Annotated in this window: 23 protein-coding genes; 12 read left to right on the top strand and 11 right to left on the bottom strand. The window is 72.6% G+C overall.

Features of this window, described 5'->3' with window-relative positions; all coding sequences use genetic code 11:
- The first annotated feature begins 89 nt into the window (after nucleotides 1-89).
- From VGD70_RS29175 to VGD70_RS29165, 3 genes are read left to right on the top strand one after another with little or no spacing between them, the layout of a single operon-like run.
- A complete protein-coding gene (locus VGD70_RS29175; protein WP_331086956.1) occupies nucleotides 90-1,790 on the top strand; it encodes a sodium:solute symporter family protein in 1,701 nt (566 codons plus the stop codon).
- A gap of 9 nt (nucleotides 1,791-1,799) precedes the next feature.
- On the top strand, nucleotides 1,800-2,081 hold the full coding sequence (locus tag VGD70_RS29170; protein WP_331086954.1) for a hypothetical protein: 282 nt from the start codon (nucleotides 1,800-1,802) through the stop codon (nucleotides 2,079-2,081).
- A gap of 22 nt (nucleotides 2,082-2,103) precedes the next feature.
- Nucleotides 2,104-2,475 carry a DUF1304 domain-containing protein gene (locus VGD70_RS29165; protein WP_331086958.1) on the top strand — a complete coding sequence of 124 codons (372 nt, stop codon included), beginning with the start codon at nucleotides 2,104-2,106 and terminating at the stop codon, nucleotides 2,473-2,475.
- Nucleotides 2,476-2,613: 138 nt separating this feature from the next.
- On the opposite strand, the gene VGD70_RS29160 is transcribed toward VGD70_RS29165, so the two are convergent.
- On the bottom strand, nucleotides 2,614-2,781 hold the full coding sequence (locus VGD70_RS29160) for a hypothetical protein (protein ID WP_331086953.1): 168 nt from the start codon (nucleotides 2,779-2,781) through the stop codon (nucleotides 2,614-2,616).
- A gap of 102 nt (nucleotides 2,782-2,883) precedes the next feature.
- Between VGD70_RS29160 and VGD70_RS29155 the strand changes: the two genes are divergently transcribed.
- Complete coding sequence (locus VGD70_RS29155) at nucleotides 2,884-3,498, top strand: UdgX family uracil-DNA binding protein (RefSeq protein WP_331086951.1); 615 nt, start codon at nucleotides 2,884-2,886, stop codon at nucleotides 3,496-3,498.
- A gap of 16 nt (nucleotides 3,499-3,514) precedes the next feature.
- Here VGD70_RS29155 and VGD70_RS29150 read toward each other — a convergent pair whose 3' ends face one another.
- Nucleotides 3,515-4,027, bottom strand: coding sequence for a hypothetical protein (locus tag VGD70_RS29150; RefSeq protein WP_331086950.1), 513 nt, complete (start codon nucleotides 4,025-4,027; stop codon nucleotides 3,515-3,517).
- A 99-nt stretch (nucleotides 4,028-4,126) separates the two neighbouring features.
- A complete protein-coding gene (locus VGD70_RS29145) occupies nucleotides 4,127-4,489 on the bottom strand; it encodes a helix-turn-helix domain-containing protein (RefSeq protein ID WP_331086948.1) in 363 nt (120 codons plus the stop codon).
- 88 nt (nucleotides 4,490-4,577) lie between these two features.
- Between VGD70_RS29145 and VGD70_RS29140 the strand changes: the two genes are divergently transcribed.
- Nucleotides 4,578-5,213 carry an NAD(P)-dependent oxidoreductase gene (locus VGD70_RS29140; protein WP_331086946.1) on the top strand — a complete coding sequence of 212 codons (636 nt, stop codon included), beginning with the start codon at nucleotides 4,578-4,580 and terminating at the stop codon, nucleotides 5,211-5,213.
- A 444-nt stretch (nucleotides 5,214-5,657) separates the two neighbouring features.
- Nucleotides 5,658-6,743 (top strand): FUSC family protein, encoded by a 1,086-nt coding sequence (locus VGD70_RS29135; protein ID WP_331086944.1) that lies wholly within the window; start codon nucleotides 5,658-5,660, stop codon nucleotides 6,741-6,743.
- A gap of 176 nt (nucleotides 6,744-6,919) precedes the next feature.
- On the opposite strand, the gene VGD70_RS29130 is transcribed toward VGD70_RS29135, so the two are convergent.
- Nucleotides 6,920-7,582 carry an NAD(P)H-binding protein gene (locus VGD70_RS29130; protein ID WP_331086942.1) on the bottom strand — a complete coding sequence of 221 codons (663 nt, stop codon included), beginning with the start codon at nucleotides 7,580-7,582 and terminating at the stop codon, nucleotides 6,920-6,922.
- A 35-nt stretch (nucleotides 7,583-7,617) separates the two neighbouring features.
- On the opposite strand from VGD70_RS29130, the gene VGD70_RS29125 reads away from it, so the two are divergent.
- Complete coding sequence (locus tag VGD70_RS29125) at nucleotides 7,618-8,553, top strand: nucleoside hydrolase (RefSeq protein ID WP_331086940.1); 936 nt, start codon at nucleotides 7,618-7,620, stop codon at nucleotides 8,551-8,553.
- 63 nt (nucleotides 8,554-8,616) lie between these two features.
- Entirely contained in the window at nucleotides 8,617-9,723 is a 1,107-nt protein-coding gene (locus VGD70_RS29120) for an AI-2E family transporter (RefSeq protein WP_331086939.1), read from the top strand.
- Here the strand turns inward: VGD70_RS29120 and VGD70_RS29115 are convergent.
- From VGD70_RS29115 to VGD70_RS29090, 6 genes are all read right to left on the bottom strand, one after another.
- On the bottom strand, nucleotides 9,686-9,910 hold the full coding sequence (locus VGD70_RS29115; RefSeq protein WP_331086937.1) for a DUF2630 family protein: 225 nt from the start codon (nucleotides 9,908-9,910) through the stop codon (nucleotides 9,686-9,688). The genes VGD70_RS29120 and VGD70_RS29115 overlap by 38 nt on opposite strands.
- A gap of 136 nt (nucleotides 9,911-10,046) precedes the next feature.
- Nucleotides 10,047-11,777, bottom strand: a complete 1,731-nt coding sequence (treZ, locus tag VGD70_RS29110) for a malto-oligosyltrehalose trehalohydrolase (RefSeq protein ID WP_331086935.1) — start codon at nucleotides 11,775-11,777, stop codon at nucleotides 10,047-10,049.
- Entirely contained in the window at nucleotides 11,774-14,044 is a 2,271-nt protein-coding gene (gene treY / locus VGD70_RS29105; protein WP_331086933.1) for a malto-oligosyltrehalose synthase, read from the bottom strand. The genes treZ and treY overlap by 4 nt, the downstream gene beginning before the upstream one ends.
- Nucleotides 14,045-14,075: 31 nt before the next feature.
- Nucleotides 14,076-16,250 carry a glycogen debranching protein GlgX gene (glgX, locus tag VGD70_RS29100; RefSeq protein WP_331086931.1) on the bottom strand — a complete coding sequence of 725 codons (2,175 nt, stop codon included), beginning with the start codon at nucleotides 16,248-16,250 and terminating at the stop codon, nucleotides 14,076-14,078.
- A gap of 67 nt (nucleotides 16,251-16,317) precedes the next feature.
- Entirely contained in the window at nucleotides 16,318-18,321 is a 2,004-nt protein-coding gene (gene malQ / locus VGD70_RS29095; RefSeq protein WP_331086929.1) for a 4-alpha-glucanotransferase, read from the bottom strand.
- 11 nt (nucleotides 18,322-18,332) lie between these two features.
- Nucleotides 18,333-18,593 carry a hypothetical protein gene (locus VGD70_RS29090; RefSeq protein ID WP_331086927.1) on the bottom strand — a complete coding sequence of 87 codons (261 nt, stop codon included), beginning with the start codon at nucleotides 18,591-18,593 and terminating at the stop codon, nucleotides 18,333-18,335.
- Nucleotides 18,594-18,856: 263 nt separating this feature from the next.
- On the opposite strand from VGD70_RS29090, the gene VGD70_RS29085 reads away from it, so the two are divergent.
- On the top strand, nucleotides 18,857-20,323 hold the full coding sequence (locus VGD70_RS29085) for a phospholipase D family protein (protein ID WP_331086925.1): 1,467 nt from the start codon (nucleotides 18,857-18,859) through the stop codon (nucleotides 20,321-20,323).
- On the opposite strand, the gene VGD70_RS29080 is transcribed toward VGD70_RS29085, so the two are convergent.
- Nucleotides 20,320-21,123 carry an SGNH/GDSL hydrolase family protein gene (locus tag VGD70_RS29080; protein WP_331086924.1) on the bottom strand — a complete coding sequence of 268 codons (804 nt, stop codon included), beginning with the start codon at nucleotides 21,121-21,123 and terminating at the stop codon, nucleotides 20,320-20,322. The genes VGD70_RS29085 and VGD70_RS29080 overlap by 4 nt on opposite strands.
- Nucleotides 21,124-21,297: 174 nt before the next feature.
- On the opposite strand from VGD70_RS29080, the gene VGD70_RS29075 reads away from it, so the two are divergent.
- The 3 genes from VGD70_RS29075 to VGD70_RS29065 all read left to right on the top strand — a co-directional run bounded on the left by VGD70_RS29075 (nucleotide 21,298) and on the right by VGD70_RS29065 (nucleotide 22,959).
- Complete coding sequence (locus tag VGD70_RS29075; protein ID WP_331086922.1) at nucleotides 21,298-22,365, top strand: glutamate--cysteine ligase; 1,068 nt, start codon at nucleotides 21,298-21,300, stop codon at nucleotides 22,363-22,365.
- A gap of 67 nt (nucleotides 22,366-22,432) precedes the next feature.
- A complete protein-coding gene (locus tag VGD70_RS29070) occupies nucleotides 22,433-22,651 on the top strand; it encodes a hypothetical protein (protein WP_331086920.1) in 219 nt (72 codons plus the stop codon).
- Nucleotides 22,652-22,680: 29 nt separating this feature from the next.
- On the top strand, nucleotides 22,681-22,959 hold the full coding sequence (locus VGD70_RS29065) for a DUF2277 domain-containing protein (RefSeq protein WP_331086918.1): 279 nt from the start codon (nucleotides 22,681-22,683) through the stop codon (nucleotides 22,957-22,959).
- Nucleotides 22,960-23,235 lie beyond the last annotated feature (276 nt).

Genomic DNA, 23,235 nt, shown 5'->3' with positions numbered 1-23,235 from the left:
GGCGCGCCTGTGGATGATCTCGTCGAGCGACGGGGCTCGTTCTGGTGTTTGCTTTAGTCCGGGGGGTCTGACTGGAGGAGGTGCCCGGGTTGACCGTTCTGGCCGATGCGAACCTGCGGATTGACGCCCACCCGGTGGACTACGTGTTGCTGGCGCTCTACTTCGTCCTGGTCATCGGCATCGGCTATGCCGCGAGACGGCGGGTGTCGACGAGCCTGGACTTCTTCCTGTCCGGGCGTTCCCTGCCCGCCTGGGTCACCGGGCTCGCGTTCATCTCGGCCAACCTCGGCGCCATCGAGGTGATGGGCATGTCGGCCAACGGCGCCGAGTACGGCATGCCCACCGCGCACTACTTCTGGATCGGCGCGGTGCCGGCGATGCTGTTCCTCGGCATCGTGATGATGCCGTTCTACTACGGCTCCAAGGTCCGCAGCGTGCCCGAGTTCATGCGGCGCCGCTTCGGAAAGCCCGCGCACCTGGTCAACGCCATCAGCTTCGCCACCGCCCAGGTGCTGATCGCCGGCGCCAACCTGTTCCTGCTCGCCAGCGTGGTCAACCTGCTGCTGGGCTGGCCGATCTGGGTGTCGGTCATCGTCGCGGCCGCCATCGTGCTCAGCTACACCGCGCTGGGCGGGCTGTCCGCGGCCATCTACAACGAGGTGCTGCAGTTCATGGTGATCGTCGCGGCGCTGCTGCCGCTCACGATCGTCGGGCTGTACAAGGTCGGCGGCTGGCAAGGGCTCGTCGACAAGGTCTCGGCCGGGCCGGGCGGCCCCGAGCAGGTGAACAGCTGGCCGGGCAACCAGCTCACGGGGTTCGGGAACAACTTCCTGTCCATCCTCGGCCTGGTGTTCGGCCTCGGCTTCGTGCTGTCCTTCGGCTACTGGACCACCAACTTCGTCGAGGTGCAGCGCGCGATGGCGGCCAAGAGCATGTCCGCCGCCCGGCGCACGCCCATCATCGGCGCGTTCCCGAAGATGCTGATCCCGTTCATCGTGATCATCCCGGGCATGATCGCCGGCGTCGCGGTCACCGAGCTGCAGGGCGAGAACAAGGCCGCGCTGATGGCCGGCGGCAGCGCACCCAGCGGCGCCACCTTCAACGACGCGCTGCTGCTGCTCATGCGCGACCTGCTGCCCAACGGCATGCTCGGCATTGCGATCGCCGGCCTGCTCGCCTCGTTCATGGCCGGCATGGCGGCCAACCTCAGCTCGTTCAACACCGTCTTCACCTACGACATCTGGCAGTCCTACCTCAGGAAGGACCGGCCGGACGGCTACTACCTGCGCGTCGGCCGGGTGATCACCGGCATCGCCACGGTGCTCGCCATCGGCACCGCGTTCATCGCGTCCACCTACGCCAACCTGATGGACTACCTGCAGCAGCTGTTCTCGTTCTTCAACGCGCCGCTGTTCGCCACGTTCATCCTCGGCATGTTCTGGCGCCGCATGACGCCGGCCGCCGGCTGGATCGGCCTGGTCAGCGGCACCCTGTCGGCGATCGCCGTGTTCGTGCTCACCAAGACGGGCGTCTGGACGCTGCCCGGCCAGGGTGGCGCGTTCGTCGGGGCGGGGGCGGCGTTCGTCGTCGACATCGTGGTCAGCGTCGCGGTCTCCTACGCCACCAGGCCCAAGCCGGCCGAGGAGCTCGCCGGGCTCGTGTACTCGTTGACCCCCAAGGAGGACCGGCAGCACGAGACCACCGGCGACGACGCCGGCTGGTACCGCAACCCGGGCCTGCTCGCCGGCATCGTCCTCGTCGTCACCATCGCGCTGAACTTCATCTTCTAGGAGGGTCGGATGAGCTCGACACCGCACACCCGCCGCCGGGCGGCCGCGTTCGACGTCCGGCTGATCATCGCGCTGCTGCTCGGCGTGTACGGTCTGGTCACCACCGTGCTCGGCCTCGCCTTCACCAGCGCCGACGAGATCGACAAGTCCGCCGGGATCAACATCAACCTGTGGGCCGGGCTCGGGATGCTGGTGGTCGCCGCGTTGTTCACGCTGTGGACGATGCTGCGGCCGCTGAGGGTGCCGGAGGAGCAGCAGAAGGAAGGCGAGCAACAGCCCGCCGCCGAGTAGGAGGTCCGGGTTGGACGCCGGTTTGGACATCGCGGCCGCGATCATGGTCGGCCTGGTGGCTGTGCTGCACGTGTACATCCTGGTGCTGGAGATGTTCCTGTGGCGCACGCCGCGGGTGCGCGCGATCTTCGGCACCACCGCCGAGGTGGCCGAGTCCAGCGCACCGCTCGCGGCGAACCAGGGACTGTACAACGGTTTCCTCGCCGCCGGGCTGGTGTTCGGCTTGGTCGAGGGCGGCCCGGACGGCACCGTGGGCTTCCCGGTCACCGTGTTCTTCACCGCGTGCGTGGTGGTTGCCGGCGTCTACGGCGCGGTCACCGCGAACCCGCGGATCCTCATCGTGCAGGCACTTCCCGGCGCTGTCGCGTTGGGACTCACGCTGCTCGCTCACTAGACGCTCGGCGGTCGAGCCGGGGGCCCGACCGCCGAGAGACGATCCCGCCAGCTGGGTGTTCAACTCGCGGGATCTGGGACCGCGTCTGCTCCCGGGTGCGACGTGGCCCTGTCCCGGGCGTACCCGATGGGCACCCGATCAACCCTGCTCCGGGTCCTCCCGCAGGGGCGGGTCGTCCTCGTCCGGCAGCTCCGGCTGGCGCCAGTCCTCGGCCCTGCTGGGGCCGTTGGCGTGGAGCATGCCGTCCAGCTCGTGCTTGAGGTTGTCGTCCTGCCGTGGGCCGTGTACGTCGCTCTCCCGCTGCATGGGCGTCCACCTCCTCTCGGTGAGGTGGTGCGGCTACCCCCGGGCCCCGAGTGCGAAACTCGATCGACGTTTGACCAGGTCAGGGCCGGGTAGTCAGTGGCAATGGGTGCAGAACGCTTCGTGCCCGCGGAGGCCGACCTCGACGGCCTGCGCGCCGCGGCCGCTCGCTGTCGGGGCTGTGACCTGTACAAGGACGCGACCCAGACCGTCTTCGGCGCCGGCCCGGCCGATGCCCGCATGGTGATCGTCGGCGAGGTGCCGGGCGACCAGGAGGACCGCAAGGGCGAGCCGTTCGTCGGGCCCGCCGGGCGGCTGCTCGACCGCGTGCTGGAGGAGGTCGGGATCGACCGCTCGCAGGTGTATCTCACCAACGCGGTGAAGCACTTCAAGTTCGTGCCGGCCGAACGGAGCAAGCGGCGCATCCACAAGACACCCTCGCGCACCGAGGTCGTCGCGTGCCGGCCCTGGCTCGACGCCGAGCTGGACCTGGTGCGGCCGGAGCTGGTGGTGTGCCTGGGCGCGATCGCCGCGAAGTCGTTGCTGGGCCAGGACTTCCGGGTGACCAAGGAGCGCGGCAAGGTCGTGTCGATGCCCGACCGGCCCGAGCGCGCGCTGGCCACCGTGCACCCGTCGGCGGTGCTGCGCGCCAAGGACCGCGAGGCTGCCTATCAGGAGCTGGTGGCCGACCTCGCGGTCGCGGCGAAGGTGTTGAGCTAGCGTCCTGCGCGGGACACTAGCGAACCACGCGGCGGTAGCGCTGCACCCGGCGCGGGCCGGGCAGCGCGAAGCGGCGGATCAGGTAGGTGAGCACGCCGCCGATCACCAGCCACAGGATGGCCGCGAGGCCCTCGTTGAACAGCGTGGCCAGTTTGGCGCTGGCGGGGGTGAAGAGCCCGTTGAGTCCCAACCGGACACCGGCGGCCCAGCTGTCCACAAAGGATGCGAAGCCGTTGGCCATGTTCGCGTTGCCGAGCACCAGCACGATGTGCACGGCGAGCACGACGGCGAACGCCGCGGTGACCACGTTGATGATCGTGCAGACGACGCCGACCGTGCGAATCCGCCGGTAGTCGGGGTTGGTGACGCCTTCCTCGACGATCTCGTCCTCGTACGGGCCGGTGGTGCGGGCCGCGGACACCGGCGGTGGCTCCGGGGTCCGGGACACCGCCTGGTTCCGCATCGTCGGCGGGTCGGCGGCGGGGAACGGGTCGAGGCGGGTTCTGTCCGGGTCTTGTTCGTGGCGCATGGTTCCTCGCAGACCAGCCGCGCGGCCATGGCACGCGACCTATCGTCATGACGATTTCCCTACGAACCGAGTCTAAGTCCGGGCCGGTGCGGTCGCTGATTAGCGAGCGGCGTAGTCCTCGCGGGCCCGGCGCAGCTCGGCGAGGTGCGCGCGGGTCCACGCGCACTGGGCGGCCATGGGTTCGAACAGGGTGTGGCCGAGCGGGGTGAGCTCGTAGGTGACGCGCGGCGGCAGTTCGTCGTGGACGGTGCGGGTGAGCATGCCGTCGCGCTCGAGCCCGCGCAGCGACTCGGTGAGGACCTTGGCGGTGATGCCCCGGAGCGGGACGGCGAGCTCGGAGAACCGGCGCGGCCCGTCCCGCAGGCAGGTGATGATCTTGGCGGTCCACTTGTCGCCGACGCGCATGGGGAGCGGCTCGGTGAGGCAGTTTGTGAACAGGTCGGGGTCGAGTGGCTCGGACACGATGTCCAGCGTACGCACACTATCGTTGCGGAAACCGTGGTCCGGCCTCCTACCGTGCGCTCGTCGTTCTGTTGAGGAGGCACAGCCAATGAGCAAGATCGTCGTCTTCGGCGCCGGCGGGCGCGCCGGCCGCCGCGTGGTCACCGAAGCGCTGGCCCGAGGTCATGAGGTGACCGCGGTCGTCCGAGATCCCCACCGCTACCCGTCGCTGCCGGTGGTGGCAGGCGACGTCACGAACCCCGACGACGTCGCGACCCTGGCCGCCGGCCACGACGTGGTCGTCAACGCCGCGGCCCGCCTGGACCTGCCGTCCACGACCTTCTACGCGGCGGCGACCCAAGCCCTGGTCGACGGCCTCGTGCGCGCCGGCGTCCCGCGCCTGGTCGCGATCGGCGTGGGCACCGTGTTGTTGGACGCCTCGGGCGTCCCGCTGTACGAGGCCCCGGACTTCCCGGCGCCGGCGCGCGAGTTCACCCTGGGCCACGTGGCAGAGCTGCACATCCTCCAGGCGACGGACCTCGACTGGGTGGTGCTGGCCCCGCCGCCCACGCTCCTGGACCCGGACGCGCCCGCCACGGGCACCTACCGCGTCGGCGGCACCCACGCGCTGCCCGCCGATCCCACCGCCCCGCGGTTCGCCTACGCCGACGTAGCGGCAGCGATCCTGGACGAGATCGAGAAGCCGACCCACCACCGAGCCCTGGTGGCAGTGGGCCCAGCCTGACGGCCACTGGGCCTCCGGCGCGCCGGAGGCGGCCTGGCCTCCGGTCCGCCGGAGGCCACGGCCACGGCCGCGCCGCGCTGGGCCACGGCCGCGCCTCGCCGTGCCGGGCCTTGCCGCGCCGGGCCGCGCTGGGCCACGGCCGCACCGCGCCGCGCTGGGCCACGGCCGCGCCGCGCCTCGCCGGGCCGCGCCGCGCCTCGCCGGGCCGGGCCTTGCCGGGCCGGGCCTTGCCGCGCCGGGCCTTGCCGGGCCGGGCCTTGCCGGGGCTTGCCGCGCCTCGCCTTGCCGGGCCGGGCCTTGCCGGGGCTTGCCGCGCCTCGCCTTGCCGGGCCGGGCCTTGCCGGGGCTTGCCGCGCCTCGCCTCGCCGGGTCGTGCCGGGGCTTGCCGGGCCGGGTCGCGCGGGGTCGCGCGGGGTCGGCGGTCGTTCACTAGCCTGGCTTCCCGTGCGGGTGAGTCGGGCGCGGGTTCGGGCGGCGGTGCGGCAGCGGGTGCTCCTGCTGCGCCGCATGGCGCTGCCCATCCTTCAGTGCGCGGTCGCCGCGGCGCTCGCCTGGCTCGTGGCCACCGCCGTGTTTCAGCACCCCCGCCCCTTCTTCGCGCCCGTCGCCGTCGTCATCTGTATCGGGGTCGGGCTCGGGCAGCAGCGGCTGCGGCGGGTCGTCGAGCTGGTCGCCGGCGTCAGTGTCGGCATCGGGGTCGGGGACCTGCTCGTCTCCCGCATCGGCACCGGGCCCTGGCAGATCGCGCTCGTCCTCGGGCTCGCCATGGCCGCGGCCGTCCTCCTCGACGGAGGGCCGCTCGTCACGCTGCAAGCCGGATCCTCCGCGGTCCTCGTCGCGACGCTGCTCCCGCCCGGCGGCACCGGCGGCATCGACCGCATGCTCGACGCGCTCATCGGGGGCATCCTCGGCCTCGCCGCCATCGCCGTGCTGCCCGGCAACCCACCTGAGATCGCCCGCAAGCACGCCCGGCAGATGATCGCCGAGCTCACCACCGCCCTCACCAGCGCCGCCGACGCCCTCGAGACCCGCGACCGCGACCTCGCCGCCCGCGCCCTGCGCCGCATCCGCACCCAGCAACCCATCGACGACTACCGCAACGCGCTGCGCACCGCCCGCGAGATCATCGCCATCTCACCGCTGCACCGCCGCCAGCGCCACCTCCTGCGGTCCTATGTGGACGCCGCCGAGCCGCTCGACCACGCGCTGCGCAACTGCCGTGTCCTCCTCCGCCGCGTCCGCTCCGCGCTCACCGACGACGAGCCCGTCCCACCCACGCTGCCCGAGGGCCTGCGCGCGCTCGCCGCCGCCACCCAGCTCCTCGCCGACGAGCTCGGCGACGACCCGACCGCCACCCGCGAGGCCCTCCGCGAGGCGGCCTCGACGGTCGACACCGACAGCCTCGCGCACAGCGGCTTCTCGGCCCAGGTCGTGGCCGCGCAGCTGCGCTCGGTCGCCGTCGACCTGCTTCAGGCCACCGGCCTACGCCACGACGAGGCCCGCGCGATCCTGCCCCCGATCAACGGCTGACCGCGGCCGCGCTGGGGTTCCGGCGCCGCGGCAGCGTGGCCAGAGCCGGTCAGCTGCTGGGCCCGCCGGGGCGCGGACATGCACGTGCCGCCGGTCGGCGGTTCAGGTGGCGATCGCTGCCACGCGGCGCCGCGCACGCCGTCGATCAACGGGTGACCGCGGCCGCGCGTGCGTGGTCAGCGGGCCAGGGCGTTCATCTCCGGGCTGTTCAGGATCCGGGTGTCACCGCCGCGGCCGCGGGCGAGCGCGAGCATCGCCCGGCCGATCGTCTCCGTCGTCGTGATGTGGTCGCGGGCCAGCAGCCGCAGCAGCGGGTACAGCAGCGACGTCACCCGGTACAGCGTCCGGTACAGCGTCACCTTCGATCGCGCGCCGTGCAGGGGCTGGATGTAGCCCGGCCGCAGGATGTACGCGTCCAGCGGGCCCGCCAGCAGCGCGTTCTCCGTCCGCCCGCGTACCCGGGCCCACATGACCCGGCCCTTCTCGGTGCTGTCCGCGCCCTGACCCGACACGTACCCGAACACCGCCGACGGGTTCCGCGCGGCGACCGCGCCGGCGACAGACATCGTGAGCTCGTAGGTGATCCTCGTGTAGTCCGCTTCGCTCATGCGGGCCGACGGCACGCCGAGGCAGAAGAAGCACGCGTCCACTCCGGACAGCTCGGCGACGTCGGCCAGGTCCGTCAGGTCCGACCGCACCACCTCGTGGAACTTGGGGTCCTCGACGCCGGTGGCGCTGCGGCCGACCGCCACCACCGCACCGACGTCCGGCGCCAGCAGGCACTCCCGGACCACGCCCTGGCCGACCATCCCGGTCGCGCCGAACACCAGCACCTTCATCCCGCGACCGTACCGCCGGCCGGCATACTCGGCGGATGGCCACGCCGATCGTCCTGGACTGCGACCCGGGACACGACGACGCACTGGCGATCATGCTCGCCGCCGCCCACCCGGCGCTGCGGCTGCTCGCGATCAGCACCGTGGCCGGCAACCAGACGCTCGACAAGACCACCCGCAACGCCCAGCGGATCTGCGACGTGGCCGGCATCAGGAACGTGCCGGTCGTCGCCGGGCGGGCGGAACCCTTGCGCGGCAACCAGGTCGTCGCCGGCGACGTGCACGGGGAGTCCGGGTTGGACGGTCCACGGCTCGGCCCGCCGGTCACCCCGGTCACCAGCACCGACGGCATCGGATACGTGCGTGACCTGCTGCGCGCACGGCCCGAGCCGGTGACCGTCGTCGCCACCGGGCCGCTGACCAACGTCGCCGCGCTGCTGCTCGCCGCGCCGGACGTCGCCGGGAGGATCGACCGGGTCGTGTTCATGGGCGGCAGCACCGGGCAGGGCAACGTCACGCCCTACGCCGAGTTCAACGTCTACGCCGACCCCGAGGCCGCGGACATCGTGCTGCACAGCGGAATCCCGGTCACCATGTGCGGCCTGAACGTCACCCACCAGGCCCTCGCCGACGCGGACGTCCAGCAGCGGATCACCGCCATCGGCAGCCCGCTCGCCCGGGTCTGCGTCGAGCTGCTCGGCTTCTTCGCCAGCACCTACCGCGACATCTGGGGCTTCCCCGCGCCGCCGCTGCACGACCCGGTCGCGGTGGCACTGCTCGCCGAGCCCGGCGTGGTCGAGACCACCCGCACCCGCCTCGACATCGAGCTCACCGGAACCTTCACCCGCGGCGCGACCGTCGTCGACCTCTACCGGCGCACCGGCCGCCCGCCGAACGCCGACGTCGCCGTCGGTCTGGACACCGGCCGGTTCTGGGACATGGTCGTGGCCGCCATCGCCGCACTGTCCACCTGAGCCGCTGTCCCTGAGCCGCCTGCCGGGGTTTGAACCGGGAGGTTTCGGGCTAATGTTCGTGGGATGAGCGAGACTCCCGCGGCCCGGTCCTCCTCGGACAGTGTGCGAGACACCGGGAGCTGGCGGTCCGGGCGGATGGGTCGGATCGCCGTCCGCTGCTCGCAGTTCCTGATCATCGCGGCGACCGTGTGGGTGGCGGGCCAGGTGCTCGGCAGGCTCGCGTTCGTGGCGGTGCCCGTGGCGATCGCCATCCTGCTCGCCGCGCTGTTCGTGCCGGGCGTCGTGTTCCTGACCAAGCACGGCGTGCACCGCGGGCTCGCGACGCTCGTCGTGCTGCTCGGCGGGATCGGCGTTCTCGGCGGGCTGCTGCTGTTCATGGTCACCTCGGTGGTCAACGGCCTGCCGGACCTCGGCGCGCGGCTCAACCAGAGCGTCGGCGAGCTGCGGAACTGGCTGACCACGTTCGGGCTCAGCCCGGGCCAGCTCGACAGCATGATCAACGAGGGCAAGGACTGGCTCGCGACGAACCGGGCCGGGCTGGTGTCGGGGGTGTGGGGTGTGCTGTCCACCGCCGGGACGATCCTCGCCGGCCTCGCGCTCGCGCTGTTCCTGCTGATCTTCTTCGTCTACGACGGGCCGCGGCTGTGGCGCGGGCTGATCCGGCCGCTGCCCGAGTCCTCCCGCGACCAGGTCCACGCGGCCGGCGCGCACGCGTTCGCCGCCCTGACGTCATACGTGCGGACGACGCTGGTGGTGGCGCTGATCGACGCGGTCGGCATCGGGCTCGGGCTGTGGCTCACCGGCGTGCCGCTGGTGCTGCCGCTCGCCGGGCTGGTGTTCCTCGGCGCGTTCGTGCCGGTGATCGGCGCGTTCGTGACCGGGATCGTGGCGGTGCTCGTGGCGCTGGTCAGCCAGGGGTTCGTGGTGGCGCTGATCGTGACGGCGGTCGTGATCGTGGTGCAGCAGCTCGAGGGCAACGTGTTCGAGCCGCTGCTGATGAGCCGCGCGGTGCAGCTTCACCCGGTGGCGGTGATCCTCGGCGTGACGGTGGGGGCGGAGCTGGGCGGGATCGTCGGCGCGCTGCTGGCGGTGCCGGTGATGACGACCGTGCGCAGCGCCACCCGACCGCTGCTCACTGCAGATAGCCCTCCACCACGTCCGGCGGCCTGACCTCGGCCTCGTCCGGGTTCTCGCCGGCCGAGCGGCGGGCGCGGCGCTGGCGCAGCAGGTCCCAGCACCGGTCGAGCTCGACCTCGAGGGCCTTGAGCCGCGTCGGGTCCGGCTCGCCGCTGCGCTCGAGCTGGTGCTCCTCGTCGATCAGCTCGTCGATGCGGGACGAGATCTCCTTGTCGTCCATGACTCCCCTTCGTGCGGCTGGGTGCTCTGCCATGCTCGGTGTACCCAGCCATGCTCGCAGACACCGGTGGGGTCGGCCGGTGAAGGTGCCGACGGCCACGACGACGGGTCCGGGCATTCGGGCTGGGTCGGCGCCATCACACGATCGCGAAGGACTCGGGTGGAACTCGGAGGTGGGTGCCGGTGATCTCGGGTTGCGCCGAGGCCAGGAGGATCTCGCCGGGTGGGCGGTCCAGGAGGATCTTCGCGTCCGTGGGGGACAGGTTCACGATGACCCGGCGGTCGCCGCGGTGGAGGATCAGGCAGCCGTCCACCGAGTCGACCTTGAACTGGTCCAGCCTGGGGTCGGCCAGCTCCGGGTGGGTGCGGCGGAGCGCGATGAGGGCCCGGTAGGTGTCGTAGACCGCGCGGTGGGCCGGGTCGTGGAGCTCGGCCCACGGCAGCGTGGAGCGGATGACCGTGCCGACGTCCATGGGGTCGGGGACCTCGGACTCGCCCCAGCCGTGCTCGGCGAACTCCTTGCGGCGGCCGTCGCGTACGGCCGCGGCGAGCGACGGGTCCTCGAAGGACGCGAAGAACTGCCACGGAGAGCTGGCCGCCCACTCCTCGCCCATGAAGAGCATCGGCGTGTACGGCGAGCAGAAGACGATCGCCGCGCCGCAGAGCATGCGGGCCGGCGAGATGGTGGCGGTCATCCGGTCGCCCTGGGCGCGGTTGCCGATCTGGTCGTGGTTCTGCAGGTAGACGAGGAACCGGTGGCCGGAGGTGCGCCGGACGTCGACCGGGCGGCCGTGGGTGCGGGCACGGAACGACGACCACGTGCCGGCGTGGAAGAACGCCTGCCGCAGGGTGGTGGCCAGCGCGCCGGGGGCGGCGAAGTCGAGGTAGTAGCCGTCGGTCTCGCCGGTGAGCGCGACGTGCAACGCGTGGTGCAGGTCGTCGCACCACTGGGCCTCCAGGCCGTAGCCGCCGGCGTCGCGGGACGTGACCAGCTTGGGGTCGTTGAGGTCGGACTCCGCGATGAGGTGCAGCGGCCGGCGCAGCCCCGCCGAGAGCGCGTCGACTTCGGTGGCCAGCTGCTCCAGCAGGTGCGTGGCGCCCTTGTCGACCAGCGCGTGCACGGCGTCGAGGCGCAGGCCGTCGAGGTGGTAGTGCCGCAGCCAGCACAGCGCGTTGTCGAGCACGTAGCGGCGGACCTCGTCGGAGTCGGGGCCGTCGAGGTTGAGCGCGGGGCCCCAGATGGTGCGGCCGGCGAAGTACGGGCCGAACCGGTCGAGGTAGGCGCCGGACGGGCCGAGGTGGTTGTAGACGACGTCGAGCAGCACGCCGAGGCCGCGCGCGTGGCACGCGTCGACGAACCGCTTGAACGCGCTGGGCCCGCCGTAGGGCTCGTGGACCGCGCCCCACCCCACGCCGTCGTAGCCCCAGCCCGCGGTGCCGTCGAAGGCGTTGACCGGCATGACTTCCACGAAGTCGACGCCGAGGTCGACGAGGTGGTCGAGGTGCTCGAGCGCGGCGTTGAACGTGCCGTGCTCGGTGAACGTGCCGACGTGGAGCTCGTAGACGACGCTGCCCGCGAGCCGGCGGCCGGTCCAGTGCTGGTCGGTCCAGGTGAACGCGTCGTGCGAGTAGCGCCGCGACGGCCCGTGCACGCCGGCCGGCTGCCACTGCGAGCGCGGGTCGGGCAGCGGCGTCTCGTCGTCGTCGAGCAGGAACGCGTAGTCGGTGCCGTCGCCGGTGCCGGGGACCTCGGCGTGCCACCAGCCGCCGTCGTCGCGCCGCATCTCGTGGCTGGTGGGGCCGAGCGCCAGCCGGACCCGGTCGCGGTGCGGGGCCCAGACGGCGAAGTGCTCGTCGCCCCGGGTCACGGTGCCTCCCGGCGGAGGAGGGCGACGGGGTAGCGGGTGAGCAGCTCGCCGAGCGCGGCGGTGGGGGCGACCTCGCGGCCGGTGAGCAGGTCGGTCCACGTGCCCGCGCCGGCGGGGAGCGCGAGCACCGTGTCGAGCCAGCCGGTGCGGGCCAGGCCCACCGGGAGGCGGGTGGCGACCGCGACCAGATCGGGGCTGCGCATGAACGCCAGCGCGTGGGCGGCCGCGGGGCCGTCGGCGTGCAGCGGGCGGTAGCCGGTGAACAGGTGGGGCGCGGTGCGGCGCAGGCGCAGGACCGTGCGGACGACGTGGAGCTTGGCGGCGCCGGTGTCGTCGACGTCGGGGAGCCGGCCCTGCTCGAGGCGGGCCAGGAGCTCGGCGCGGAGCTGGTAGTCGACCGGGCGGCGGTTGTCCGGGTCGACCAGCGACAGGTCCCACAGCTCGCTGCCCTGGTAGACGTCGGGCACGCCGGGGCCGGCCAGCTGGACGAGCTTCTGGCCGAGCGCGTTGGACCAGCCGGGCATGCGGACCCGCTCGACGAACGCGGCGACGTCGTCGGCCAGGCCGGGGTCGTCGAGCACCGCGGCCGGCCACGCGTTGACGGCCTTCTCGAACTCCTCGTCGTGGTCGACCCACGACGTGCGGACCTTGGCCTCCTTCGCCGCCTTGTCGAGGTAGGCGGCCAGGCGCTCCGGCGTGATCGGCCACGCGCCGACCAGCGTCTGCCACGCGAGCAGCTCGAGCGTGGGCTCGGGCAGCCCGCGGCGGGCCGACCACCGGCCGACCGCGTCGGCGAACTCGGCCGGCAGCTCGGCCAGCACCGCGAGCCGGGCGCGGACGTCCTCGGAGCGCTTGGTGTCGTGGGTGGACAGCGTGGTCATGCCGGCCGGCCAACCCGCCTCGCGGGCGGCCGCCCCCGCGTGGAACTCGGCCACCGGCACGCCGAACCGGTCGGGCGCGCCGCCGACCTCGTTGAGCGCGGTGAGCCGCGGGTACCGGTAGAACGCGGTGTCCTCGTCGCCCTTGGCCACGACCATGCCGGAGGTCTGCTGGATGCGGGTGGCCAGCTCGCCCCGCGGGTGGGCGCGGACCGTGCGGTCGATGGCGTCGACGGCCTCGGCCAGCTCCGGGCGGCGGGCCCGGCGCACGGCGGCCGACCAGTGGTCGAACCCCTCCGGCAGGTACGAGCGGTAGACCGGGAAGGCGACCATGAGCTCGGCGACCGCCCGCCGCGCCACGTCGGCGGGGACGCCGGGCACCAGCGCGGCGATGCGGCGCATCTCGGCGACGAGCGAGCGCCCGGTGATGAGCCGGCGGCTGCGCTCCTCCTCGGCGTGGAAGTCGATGCCGCCGAACTTGGCCGCGAGCTCGGTGAGCGGCGCCTCGCCGGCCGGGTCGACGAACACGCCGCCGACCTGGCGCAGGCTGTCGTAGCCGGTGGTGCCGTGGACCGGCCAGGACGCGGGCAGCTCCTCGCCCGCCGCGAGGATCTTCTCGACGACGAGCCAGCCGTCGGTGTGCTCGCGCAGCCGGCGGACGTAGCCGCCCGGGTCGGCGAGGCCGTCGGGGTGGTCGATGCGCAGGCCGGTGACCTCGCCGTTGGCGACCCAGCGCAGGACCTCGGCGTGGGTGGCGGCGAAGACGTCGGGGAGCTCGACGCGGACCGCGGCGAGGCTGGTGACGTCGAAGAAGCGGCGGTAGGTGAGCTCGGCGTTGCCGCGCTTCCAGTGGACGAGCCGGTAGTGCTGGCGCTCGTGGACCTGGTCGGCGGTGCCCTCGCCGGTGCCGGTCCCTGGGGCGATGGGGAACTCGTGGTCGTAGTAGGTGAGGCGGTCGCCCTTGATCTCCAGCCGGCCCTCGTCGCCCAGCACCGGGAGGAGGATCGGGCCGCGGGCGAAGTCGACGTCGAAGTAATGGGCGTAGCGCGACTCGGGGCCGTGCTGGAGGACGTCCCACCACCACGGGTTGGCCGCGGGGACCTCGACGGACATGTGGTTGGGCACGAGGTCGACGACGAGCCCGAGCCCGGCTTCGCGGGCCGCGGCGACGAGGCGCAGGCGGGCCTGCTCGCCGCCGAGCTCGGGGTTGGCCTTGGTGGGGTCGACGACGTCGTAGCCGTGCGTGGACCCGGGCGCCGCGGCCAGGAGCGGGGAGGTGTAGACGGCGCCGACGCCGAGCCGGTCTACATAGGACACGAGGTCGGCGGTGGCGTCGAGGTCGAAGTCGGGGCGGACCTGGACCCGGTAGGTGGAGCTGGGCACGGTCATGCCGGGGCCTCCGCTGTCGGCGACCGCCCGGTCATGCTGGGGCTCCGGTGCGCTGCAGGACCAGGAGGGAGCGGGAGGCGACGTTGACCGGGTGGCCTGCTTGGATCGTGCGGGCTCCGGTGGGGTTGTCGCCGGCTACCACGCCTACCACCACGCCCCCGCCGGACTCGGCGTAGACCTCGCCCGTGAAGGTGTCGACGATGACCGTCCACTCGCTGCCGTAGTCGGCGTCGGGCATCGTCATCTCGATGTCGTCGTCGTGGGCGTTGAAGCACATCAGGAACGAGTCGTCGCGGACGCGTTCGCCGCGGCGGTCGAGGTCGCCTATCGCGTCGCCGTTGAGGAAGACCATGATGCTGCGGCCGAAGCCGGACTCCCAGTCCTGCTCGGACATCTCCTCGCCGGCGGGGGTGAACCACGCGATGTCACGCAGCTCGTCGCCCTTGCGGATGGGGCGGCCGGCGAAGAACCGGCGCCTGCGGAACACCGGGTGGTTGTGCCGCAGCTCGATGACCGCGCTGGTGAACTCCACCAGGTCGCCGTTGCGCTCCTGCAGCGACCAGTCGACCCACGACAGCTCGGTGTCCTGGCAGTAGCCGTTGTTGTTGCCCTGCTGGGTGCGGCCGAGCTCGTCGCCGTGTACGAGCATGGGCACGCCCTGCGACAGCAGCAGCGTGGCCAGCAGGTTGCGGCGCTGCCTGGCCCGCAGGTCGTTGATCTTCTCGTCGTCGGTGGGGCCCTCGGCGCCGCAGTTCCACGACCGGTTGTCGTCGGCGCCGTCGCGGTTGTCCTCGCCGTTGGCCTCGTTGTGCTTCTCGTTGTAGGACACCAGGTCGTTGAGCGTGAAGCCGTCGTGTGCGGTGACGAAGTTGATCGACGCGTACGGGCGCCGGCCGTCGTCCTGGTAGAGGTCGGACGAGCCGGTGATGCGCGAGGCGAACTCGCCGAGCGTGGCCGGCTCGCCGCGCCAGAAGTCGCGCACGGTGTCGCGGTACTTGCCGTTCCATTCCGTCCACAGTGGAGGGAAGTTGCCCACCTGGTAGCCACCGGGCCCGACGTCCCACGGCTCGGCGATGAGCTTGACCTGGCTGATGATCGGGTCCTGCTGCACGAGGTCGAAGAACGTGGACAGCCGGTCGACGTCGTAGAACTCGCGGGCCAGCGTGGCCGCGAGGTCGAAGCGGAACCCGTCGACCCGCATCTCGGTGACCCAGTAACGCAGCGAGTCCATGATGAGCTGCAGGGTGTGCGGGCTGCGTACGTTGAGCGAGTTGCCGGTGCCCGTGTAGTCCGTGTAGTACCGCTTGTCGTCCTCGACCAGCCGGTAGTACGCCTCGTTGTCGATGCCGCGCATGGAGAGCGTGGGCCCGAGGTGGTTGCCCTCCGCGGTGTGGTTGTAGACGACGTCGAGGATGACCTCGATGCCGGCCTCGTGCATGGCCCGCACCATCGCCTTGAACTCCTGGACCTGGTTGCCAGGCATGAGGTTGTCGGCCGCGTAGCCGGCGTGCGGGGCGAGGTAGGCGACGGTGTTGTAGCCCCAGTAGTTGCGCAGGCCGCGCTCGGTGAGCCCGTGGTCGTGGAGGAACTGGTGGACCGGCATGAGCTCGATCGCGGTGACGCCGAGGTCGATGAGGTAGTCGATGATCACCGGGTGCGCGAGCCCGGAGTAGGTGCCGCGCATCTCCTCGGGGATGTCCGGGTGTCGCATGGTCATGCCGCGCACGTGCGTCTCGTAGACGACCGACTCGTTGTAGGGCGTGTTGGGCGGGCGGTCGGTGGCCCAGTCGAAGAACGGGTTGATGACCACGCCGCGGATGGTGTGCTCGGCGGAGTCGGCGTCGTTGCGCTCGTCGGGCTTGCCGAACGGGTAGCCGAACACCGACTCGTCCCAGTCGACCTCGCCGGTGACCGCCTTGGCGTATGGGTCGAGCAGCAGCTTGTTGGGGTTGCAGCGCACGCCGCGCGGCGGGTCGTAGGGCCCGTGCACGCGGAAGCCGTACTGCTGGCCCGGTCCTACCCCGGGCACGTAGCCGTGCCACACGAAGCCGTCGACCTCGGGCAGGAGGATGCGGGTCTCGGCGCCCGACGCGTCGAACAGGCACAGCTCGACCCGCTCCGCCACCTCCGAGAACAGCGCGAAGTTGGTGCCGGCGCCGTCATAGGTGGCGCCGAGCGGGTAGGGGGAACCTGGCCAGGCCTGCACACGTGCTCCTCGGTGGGGCGGGGTCGAAGCAGTTCATCAACAACGTTAAGGGTCGGCACCGACAGTGCTACCGCCGATTGAGCGGCTGCGCGGCGGGACCAGCCGATCGAGTCACGGCGTCGGTCCCCGGTCGGGCAGCGCGCAGGTACGCGATCGCCCGGACGACTACGGGGTGCTCCAGCAACTCGTCCACCGCCACCGGAAGGGGGATCCGCCAGTTGGGGTACTGGTCGACGGTGCCGGGAAGGTTGGGCTGGTCCACCACGCCGAGCGCGTCCTGCGGCGAGGTCAGCAGCAGCCTGCTGGCCGACGTCGCGAGCAGCGCGTGCAGCGCGGCGACGAGGTCGGTCTCGCTCGGGTCGGCCGGCAGCAGGCCGTGCTCGGCGAGCTCGGCCAGGAGCTCCTCGCGGTCGGCCGCCGCCCGCGCCCGCTCGGCCTCCGGGTCGGCGAGCATGCCGCGCTCGGCCCGGACCCGCACGTGCTCGCCGCGCAGGAAGCCGGCCGCGGTCGGCAGGTCGTGGGTGGAGATGCTCGCCATCGCCTCGGTCGGCCAGCGGCCCGGCGCCAGCAGCGGCTCACCCGGCGCGTCCTCGTCCCGCTGGAACCACAGCACCGCCGAGCTCAGCACGCCGCGGTCCCGCAGGTCCGTGCGCACCTCGTCGGACACGGTGCCGAGGTCCTCGCCGACCACGATCGCCGACGCGCGGTGCGCCTCCAGCGCGAGCACGCCGAGCAGGGCCTTCGCGTCGTAGTGGACGTAGGTGCCCTCGCTCGCCGGCCGGCCCGGCGGGATCCACCACAGCCGCCACAGCCCCATGACGTGGTCGACCCGGATCCCGTCGGCATGGGCGAGCACGCTGCGGATGACGTCACGGAAAGGCGCGTACCCGGCCGCGGCCAACCTATCCGGGCGCCACGGCGGCAAGTTCCAGTCCTGGCCCTGCTGGCTGAACGCGTCCGGCGGCGCGCCGACGGTGACCTCGGAGGCCAGCACGTCCTGCAGCGCCCACGCGTCCGCGCCCGCCGGGTCGACGCCGACCGGCAGGTCGTGCACGATCCCGACGGCCATGCCCGCGTCCCGGCCGGCCGCGCGCACCCCCGCCAGCTGCTCGCGGCACAGCCGCTGCAGCCACGCGTGGAAGGCGACCCGCGGGTTGTCCCGGCGCGCGGCCTCGACCGCGCCGCTGCGGGGGTGGCGCAGCTCGGCGGGCCACGTCCGCCAGTCCGGCCCGTGCCGCTCGGCCAGCGCGCAGAACGTGGCGAAGTCGCACAGCGCGGGGTCCTCCGGCGGGGGCGGCAACGGCAGCGAGTGCCGCCACAGCCGCTCCAGCGCGGCGAGCTTCGCGGCCCACACGGCGTCGTAGTCGATGAGCCCGGTGCCGGGCGGCGGGGCGAGCGCGACCACCTCGGCCCGGACCTCGGGGGAGGCCCGGCGGAACGGCTCGGTCTCGGTGATCCGCAGGTAGAGCGGGTTGGCGAAGCGGCGGCTGGACGGCGAGTACGGCGAGCGCTGGATCGGCGGGACCGGGGTGATCGCCTGCACCGGGTTGACCAGCAGCACGCCCGCGCCGAGCCGGGCCGACCCGGTGACCAGCGTGCGCAGGTCGGCGAGGTCGCCGATGCCCCACGAGCCGGCCGAGCGCAGCGCGTAGGCCTGCACCATCCAGCCCCACGCCGGCGGCACCGGCGGCAGCTTCGGCGGCGTGACCACCACGGTGACCTGGCGTTCGCCGATGGTGAGCGTGTGCCAGCCCAGCGGCAGGTCCGGCGGCAGCTGGTCACGCACGGGGCGGACCGTGCCGTCCTCGAGGGTGAGCTCGCCGGGCACGCCGAGCGCGGGGGACTCGCCCGCCCGCAGCACCAGCGGGTCCGGCACGGTGCTGTGGCCGTGCCGGCGCAAGGCGTCGGTCAGCTCGGCGTGGACGGTGTCGGGGGTTCCCGCGTCGACGCCGAGTTGGGCGAGCACGGCGACCACGATGTCGTCGGCGACCTCGATCCGGCGGCGTTCGGTGTCCTCGTACCAGGTGGCGACACCGTGCGCGCCGGCGAGCGCGCGAAGCTCAGCGTCCATTCGCGACCGGGTCAGCGCGCGTCGTGCTGGCTCGGCAGCGAGCGGCCGAGCCCGTCCCGGGCGCTGAGCAGGGCGTTTCGTGCCCCGTCGGGGTCTTGCGCGCCGAGCCGGACGCGTGCGGTGCGCACGGAGTGCACCGCGGACTCGATGCGGCAGGTGTCCCCGGTGGCCGCCGCCCAGGCCAGTCCGCCGACCAGGAGGTCGTCGAGCTGGCGCAGCGTCCCGTGGTCGGGGGAGTCGGTCGCGGCAAGCTCGGCGAGCGCCGCTTCCACCGCCCTTCGAAGCCTGTCGCCGGGCCGCGGTGCCTGGCGTTGAAGGAGCGGTGCGGGAATGCCGGATCTCAGGTCTTCGTGGACGTCGACGGACAGTCTTTGCTTGGCCACCATGGCCCTCCGCTGGGGTGATTCGCAGGGCCGACCGGACCCGCAGCCGGCGCGTACCCCGATCCTTGCACCTTTAAACGCAATAGCCCAGTCCGGACAGGTCAGCTCACCTTCTTCGGCGATCTTCGCCGATCTGTAGTGCCATGGGACAGGTGAACACGTTCCGAACACTCGTGGACAAGCTGGACGAGCGGCTCGGCGACGGACTCGAGCACGTGCTCTGCGCACACCACGGGCGCCGATTACAGCGGCTCGGCTGGGGGGACGTCCTGGAGCCCGGCGGCGCGGGCGACAGGTTCGGTGGCCGCGCGCCGGTCCGGGCCGGCAACTCGATGGAGGTGCTGGTCGACGGCGAGGAGGCGCTGCCCGTCATCCAGGCCGCCATCGAGGGCGCCAAGGAGAGCGTGCACATCGCGAACTGGCACGCGAGCCCGGACTTCCGGCTGGTCAGGACGCCCGGCGCGGCGACGCTGCGGGAGCTGCTGCGCGCGACGGCCGAGCGGGTCCCGGTGCGGCTGCTGCTGTGGGCCGGGCCGCCGGTGCCGGTGTTCCAGCCGACCCGCGAGCTCGTGCATGCCGCGCACGAGGCGTTCGCCCGCGACTCGAAGGTGCGCTGCGTGCTGGACTCGCGCGAGCACACGATGCACTGCCACCACGAGAAGCTGGTGATCGTCGACGGCACGACCGCGTTCGTCGGCGGGATGGACTTCACCGCGCTGCAGGGCGACCGGCACGACAGCGTCGAGCACCCGCCGGACCGCCGGCTCGGCTGGCACGACGTCGTGGCCCGGCTGCGCGGGCCGGTGGTGGCCGACGTCGCCGAGCACTTCCGGCAGCGCTGGACCGAGGTGGCCGAGGAGGACCTGCCGCCGGTGCCCGTGCCCGAGCGGGCCGGCGACACGAACGTGCAGCTGCCGCGCACGGTGCCGGACAGGACCTACGCCTTCGCCCCGCGGGGCGAGTTCACGATCCTCGACTCCTACCTGCGTGCCTTGCGGTCCGCGCGGCGGCTCGTCTACCTGGAGAACCAGTTCCTGTGGTCGCCCGAGATCGCCGAGGTGCTGATCGACAAGCTGTGCGACCCGCCGGATCCGCGCTTCCGCGTCGTGCTCGTGCTGCCGCGCAAGCCCACCAACGGCGCGGACACGACCCGCGGCCAGCTCGGCCGGATGCTCGCCGCCGACGCGGCCGACCCCACCGGCGAGCGGCTGCTGCTCGCCGCGACGATCAGCGCGCACGACGGCGCGGAGAGCGCGCCGGTCTACGTGCACGCCAAGGTCGGCATCGTGGACGACGAGTGGATGACGATCGGCTCGGCCAACCTCAACGAGCACTCGCTGTTCAACGACACCGAGGTCAACGTCGCCACCGACGACCGCGAGCTGATCCGCGCGACGAGGCTGAAGCTGTGGGCCGAGCACCTGCAGCGCCCGCCGGCCGACGTCGACGCCGACCCGGCCGACGTGGTCGACCGGATCTGGCGCCCGACGGCCGAGGAGCAGGCCGGCCTGGAGGCGCACGGGCAGCGGCGGACCCACCGGCTCACGCTGCTGCCCGGCGTCTCCCGTCGGGCCGGCCGCCTGCAGGGACCCCTGCGCGGCCTGCTCGTGGATGGTTAGGACGCGACCGCGGCGGCGGTCAGCCGGCTCTGCACCAGCGGGGTGTAACCGGCGGACTGGCCGGTGCTGTTGGGGTGGTAGGACTCGAGGACCGGGTTGGACAGGCCGTTGAGCCACTCGACGCTGTCACAGACCGCGTGGCCGGTGAAGGCCGAGCGGACGTCGACGAAGCCGAAGCCGCGTGCGGCGGCCCGGCCGCTGATCGTCGAGCTGAGCAGGTCGGCGGTGGCGTTCAGCGACGACTGCTCGGCCGGGCTGATCCGGGCGAACGCGTTGCACTCCTGGCCGTTGAACAGCCGCGGGTAGCCCACGACCACGACCCGCGCGCCGGGTGCCCGCGAGCGGATCTGCGCGTAGAGGTTGTCGAGGGTGCCGGGCAGGGTGTTGCGGATGTAGTTGTTGGCGTTGTTGATCTCGTTCGTGCAGGTGTAGGGCCACGGCTTGGCGCACTGGGTGATCACGTCGGCGAACCCGGCGTCGTTGCCGCCGACCGACACGGTCACGAGGGCCGTGCCCGAGTTGAGCGCGCCGAGCTGGTTGAGCACGTCGGGCACCCGCGCTCCGGAGCAGGCCACGAACGTCAGCGGCGCGCCGATCCGTTGCGCCACCAGCACCGGGTAGGCCTGCGCGGAGCGGTAGCAGGAGCCGCTGTCGGAGTAGTAGGTGCGGGTGCCGACGCCGGAGGAGTAGGAGTCGCCGAGGGCGACGTAGGGGCCGGCGGCGGCCTGCGCGGGCTGCAGGCCGACGAGGGTGAGTGCCGCGGTGAGCACCGCGAGCAACGCTGGTCGGATGATTCGCATGGGCTGCCTCCACACGGTTTCTGGTTGTCCGGATGCAGGCCGGACTTCCTCAGCGTGCGGCTCCGATGTGGACCGGGCAATCGGCCATCGAGGTGGAAATTTTCGAGATGGGCGATCAGTTTGGCAACTTTCCGTCAGCGTTTGTCCGGGGCGGCGCCGGGGTACGAGAAGCGCGTGCCGTTGACAGTGGGTGTCGAGGAGGAGTTCCTGCTGGTGGACGCCGACGGGCGGCTGTCGGGCCAGGGTCCCGAGGTCGCGCACGCGGCGCGGGACCCGCAGGGCGAGCTGGAGCCGGAGCTGACCCTGTGCCAGGTCGAGTCGGCGACCGGGGTCTGCGAGACGCCCGAGGAGGTCCTGACCCAGCTGACCACGTTGCGTGCCGAGCTCGCGTCGGTCGCCCGGGAGCAGGGGCTGCGGCTGCTGCCGAGCGGGTGTCCGGTGCTGGCCGAGGACGAGCGGCCCGAGATCACGCCCAAGGCGCGCTACCAGCGAATGGCCGCGCACTTCGGCGCGACCGCCCGGGCCGGCGCCACGTGCGGGTGTCACGTGCACATCGGCATGCCGGACCGGGCGCTGGGGGTGCAGGTCGCCAACCACGTGCGGCCCTGGCTGCCGGCGCTGCTGGCGGTCACCGCGAACTCGCCGTTCGACGGGCTCGACACCGGGTACGCGAGCTGGCGGTACCAGACCTGGTCGCGCTGGCCGTCGGCCGGCCCGCCGCCGCTGTTCGCCTCGCTCGACGCGTACGAGTCCACTGTGGACGCCCTGCTGCGCTCGGGGGCGATCCTCGACAAACGGATGGTCTACTGGGACATCCGGCTCTCCGAGCACCAGCCGACGCTGGAGCTCCGGGTCGCCGACGTCGCGGCCACCGCCGGTGACGCAGCGTTGCTGGCCACGCTGGTGCGCGGCTTGGTCGCGCACGCGCTCGAGCGGATCGACGCCGGGGTGCCCGCGCCCGCGCTGCCGGACTCGCTGCTGCGGGCGAACCTCTGGCGCGCGTCGCACGACGGGCTGGGCGGGCAGAGCCTGCACCCGGTGACCGGTGCGCTGGTGGCGGTGCACCGGCAGCTGGCCGACCTGCTCGAGCTGGTCACCCCGGCGCTGGGTGCCGACCTGCCGTTCGCCGCGGCCGGGCTGGCGTCGCTGCGCGCGTCGGGCGGCGGGGCGGACCGGCAGCGCGAGGTGTTCGCGCGGCGGCACAAGCTCACCGACGTGGTGGACGAGCTGGCGCTGCGGTGACCGCGGACCCGTCCCGGCGCGGCCGGTCGGCGGGCCGCGGACGCGCGGGAGCCGTAAGCTGCCGTCCGTGGACGAGGTGTCAGCGACCGTCCGGACGGTGTGTCACGGCTGCCGTCAGGTCACCCAGTACCGGAGCGACGAGGGCGTCATCCGGCCGATGATCCTGCCCGGCAACGGCACGGTCTGGGCGGACAAGATGCCCGGCGGGATGGTCGAGGTGCCGTGCGCGGTGTGTGGCGAGTCCGAGGATCCGGGCTGGGTGCCGGGCTTCCTGCCGCCGGTCTGAGCCGTCCGGCGACACGTAGGCTCGGGGCCATGTGTCGAAACATCACCCCGCTGCGCGGCCTGGAGCCGGCCGCGACGTCCGAGGAGATCGAGGCGGCCGCCCGCCAGTTCGTGCGCAAGGTCAGCGGCGTCCAGTCGCTGACCGACAGCACCCGCGCCCCGTTCGAGGCCGCCGTGGCGGAGATCGCCACGGTGACGACGCGCCTGCTCGGCGAGCTCCCACCCCGCAAGCAGCCGCCGACGACCGTGCCGCCGCTCCGCCGCCCGGAGGTCCAGGCGCGGATCGCCGCCAAGCGTCAGGCCGGCTGACCCGTCCGCCTCCCCGGGATTGAAAGTGTGCGTTGGGTCCCGGCTGGTCCGCCTCCCCGGGATTTAAAGTGTGGGTTGCGTTCCGGCGGATGGTGTGGGTGTCGGGGGTGGGTGGTGGTTGGGTGTCGTCACGGTCCCCTGGGGTTCCGGTGGTCGGTGCAGGACTTCGCACGATGATCTACGAGACAGGCCTTAGTGTTCCGCGCCGACGCCGACTTCGGCGGGCACGGTGGCCGGGTTGACGATCACGACGTCACAGTGGACGGTCCGCCACAG

This window comes from Actinophytocola sp. (assembly GCF_036402745.1).
Classification (GTDB): Bacteria; Actinomycetota; Actinomycetes; order Mycobacteriales; family Pseudonocardiaceae; genus Actinophytocola.
Note: the sequence above shows the minus strand (reverse complement) of the source record. Positions and strands in the feature narration are given on the sequence as shown.

Bases quoted from the DNA above. Each gene is read 5' to 3' on its own strand.
- VGD70_RS29170 (WP_331086954.1), top strand. From the start codon at position 1,800: ATGAGCTCGACACCGCACACCCGCCGCCGGGCGGCCGCGTTCGACGTC.
- VGD70_RS29160 (WP_331086953.1), bottom strand. From the start codon at position 2,781: ATGCAGCGGGAGAGCGACGTACACGGCCCACGGCAGGACGACAACCTC.
- VGD70_RS29155 (WP_331086951.1), top strand. From the start codon at position 2,884: ATGGGTGCAGAACGCTTCGTGCCCGCGGAGGCCGACCTCGACGGCCTG.
- VGD70_RS29150 (WP_331086950.1), bottom strand. From the start codon at position 4,027: ATGCGCCACGAACAAGACCCGGACAGAACCCGCCTCGACCCGTTCCCC.
- VGD70_RS29140 (WP_331086946.1), top strand. From the start codon at position 4,578: ATGAGCAAGATCGTCGTCTTCGGCGCCGGCGGGCGCGCCGGCCGCCGC.
- VGD70_RS29130 (WP_331086942.1), bottom strand. From the start codon at position 7,582: ATGAAGGTGCTGGTGTTCGGCGCGACCGGGATGGTCGGCCAGGGCGTG.
- VGD70_RS29125 (WP_331086940.1), top strand. From the start codon at position 7,618: ATGGCCACGCCGATCGTCCTGGACTGCGACCCGGGACACGACGACGCA.
- VGD70_RS29120 (WP_331086939.1), top strand. From the start codon at position 8,617: ATGAGCGAGACTCCCGCGGCCCGGTCCTCCTCGGACAGTGTGCGAGAC.
- VGD70_RS29115 (WP_331086937.1), bottom strand. From the start codon at position 9,910: ATGGACGACAAGGAGATCTCGTCCCGCATCGACGAGCTGATCGACGAG.
- treY (WP_331086933.1), bottom strand. From the start codon at position 14,044: ATGACCGTGCCCAGCTCCACCTACCGGGTCCAGGTCCGCCCCGACTTC.
- malQ (WP_331086929.1), bottom strand. From the start codon at position 18,321: ATGGACGCTGAGCTTCGCGCGCTCGCCGGCGCGCACGGTGTCGCCACC.
- VGD70_RS29080 (WP_331086924.1), bottom strand. From the start codon at position 21,123: ATGCGAATCATCCGACCAGCGTTGCTCGCGGTGCTCACCGCGGCACTC.
- VGD70_RS29065 (WP_331086918.1), top strand. From the start codon at position 22,681: ATGTGTCGAAACATCACCCCGCTGCGCGGCCTGGAGCCGGCCGCGACG.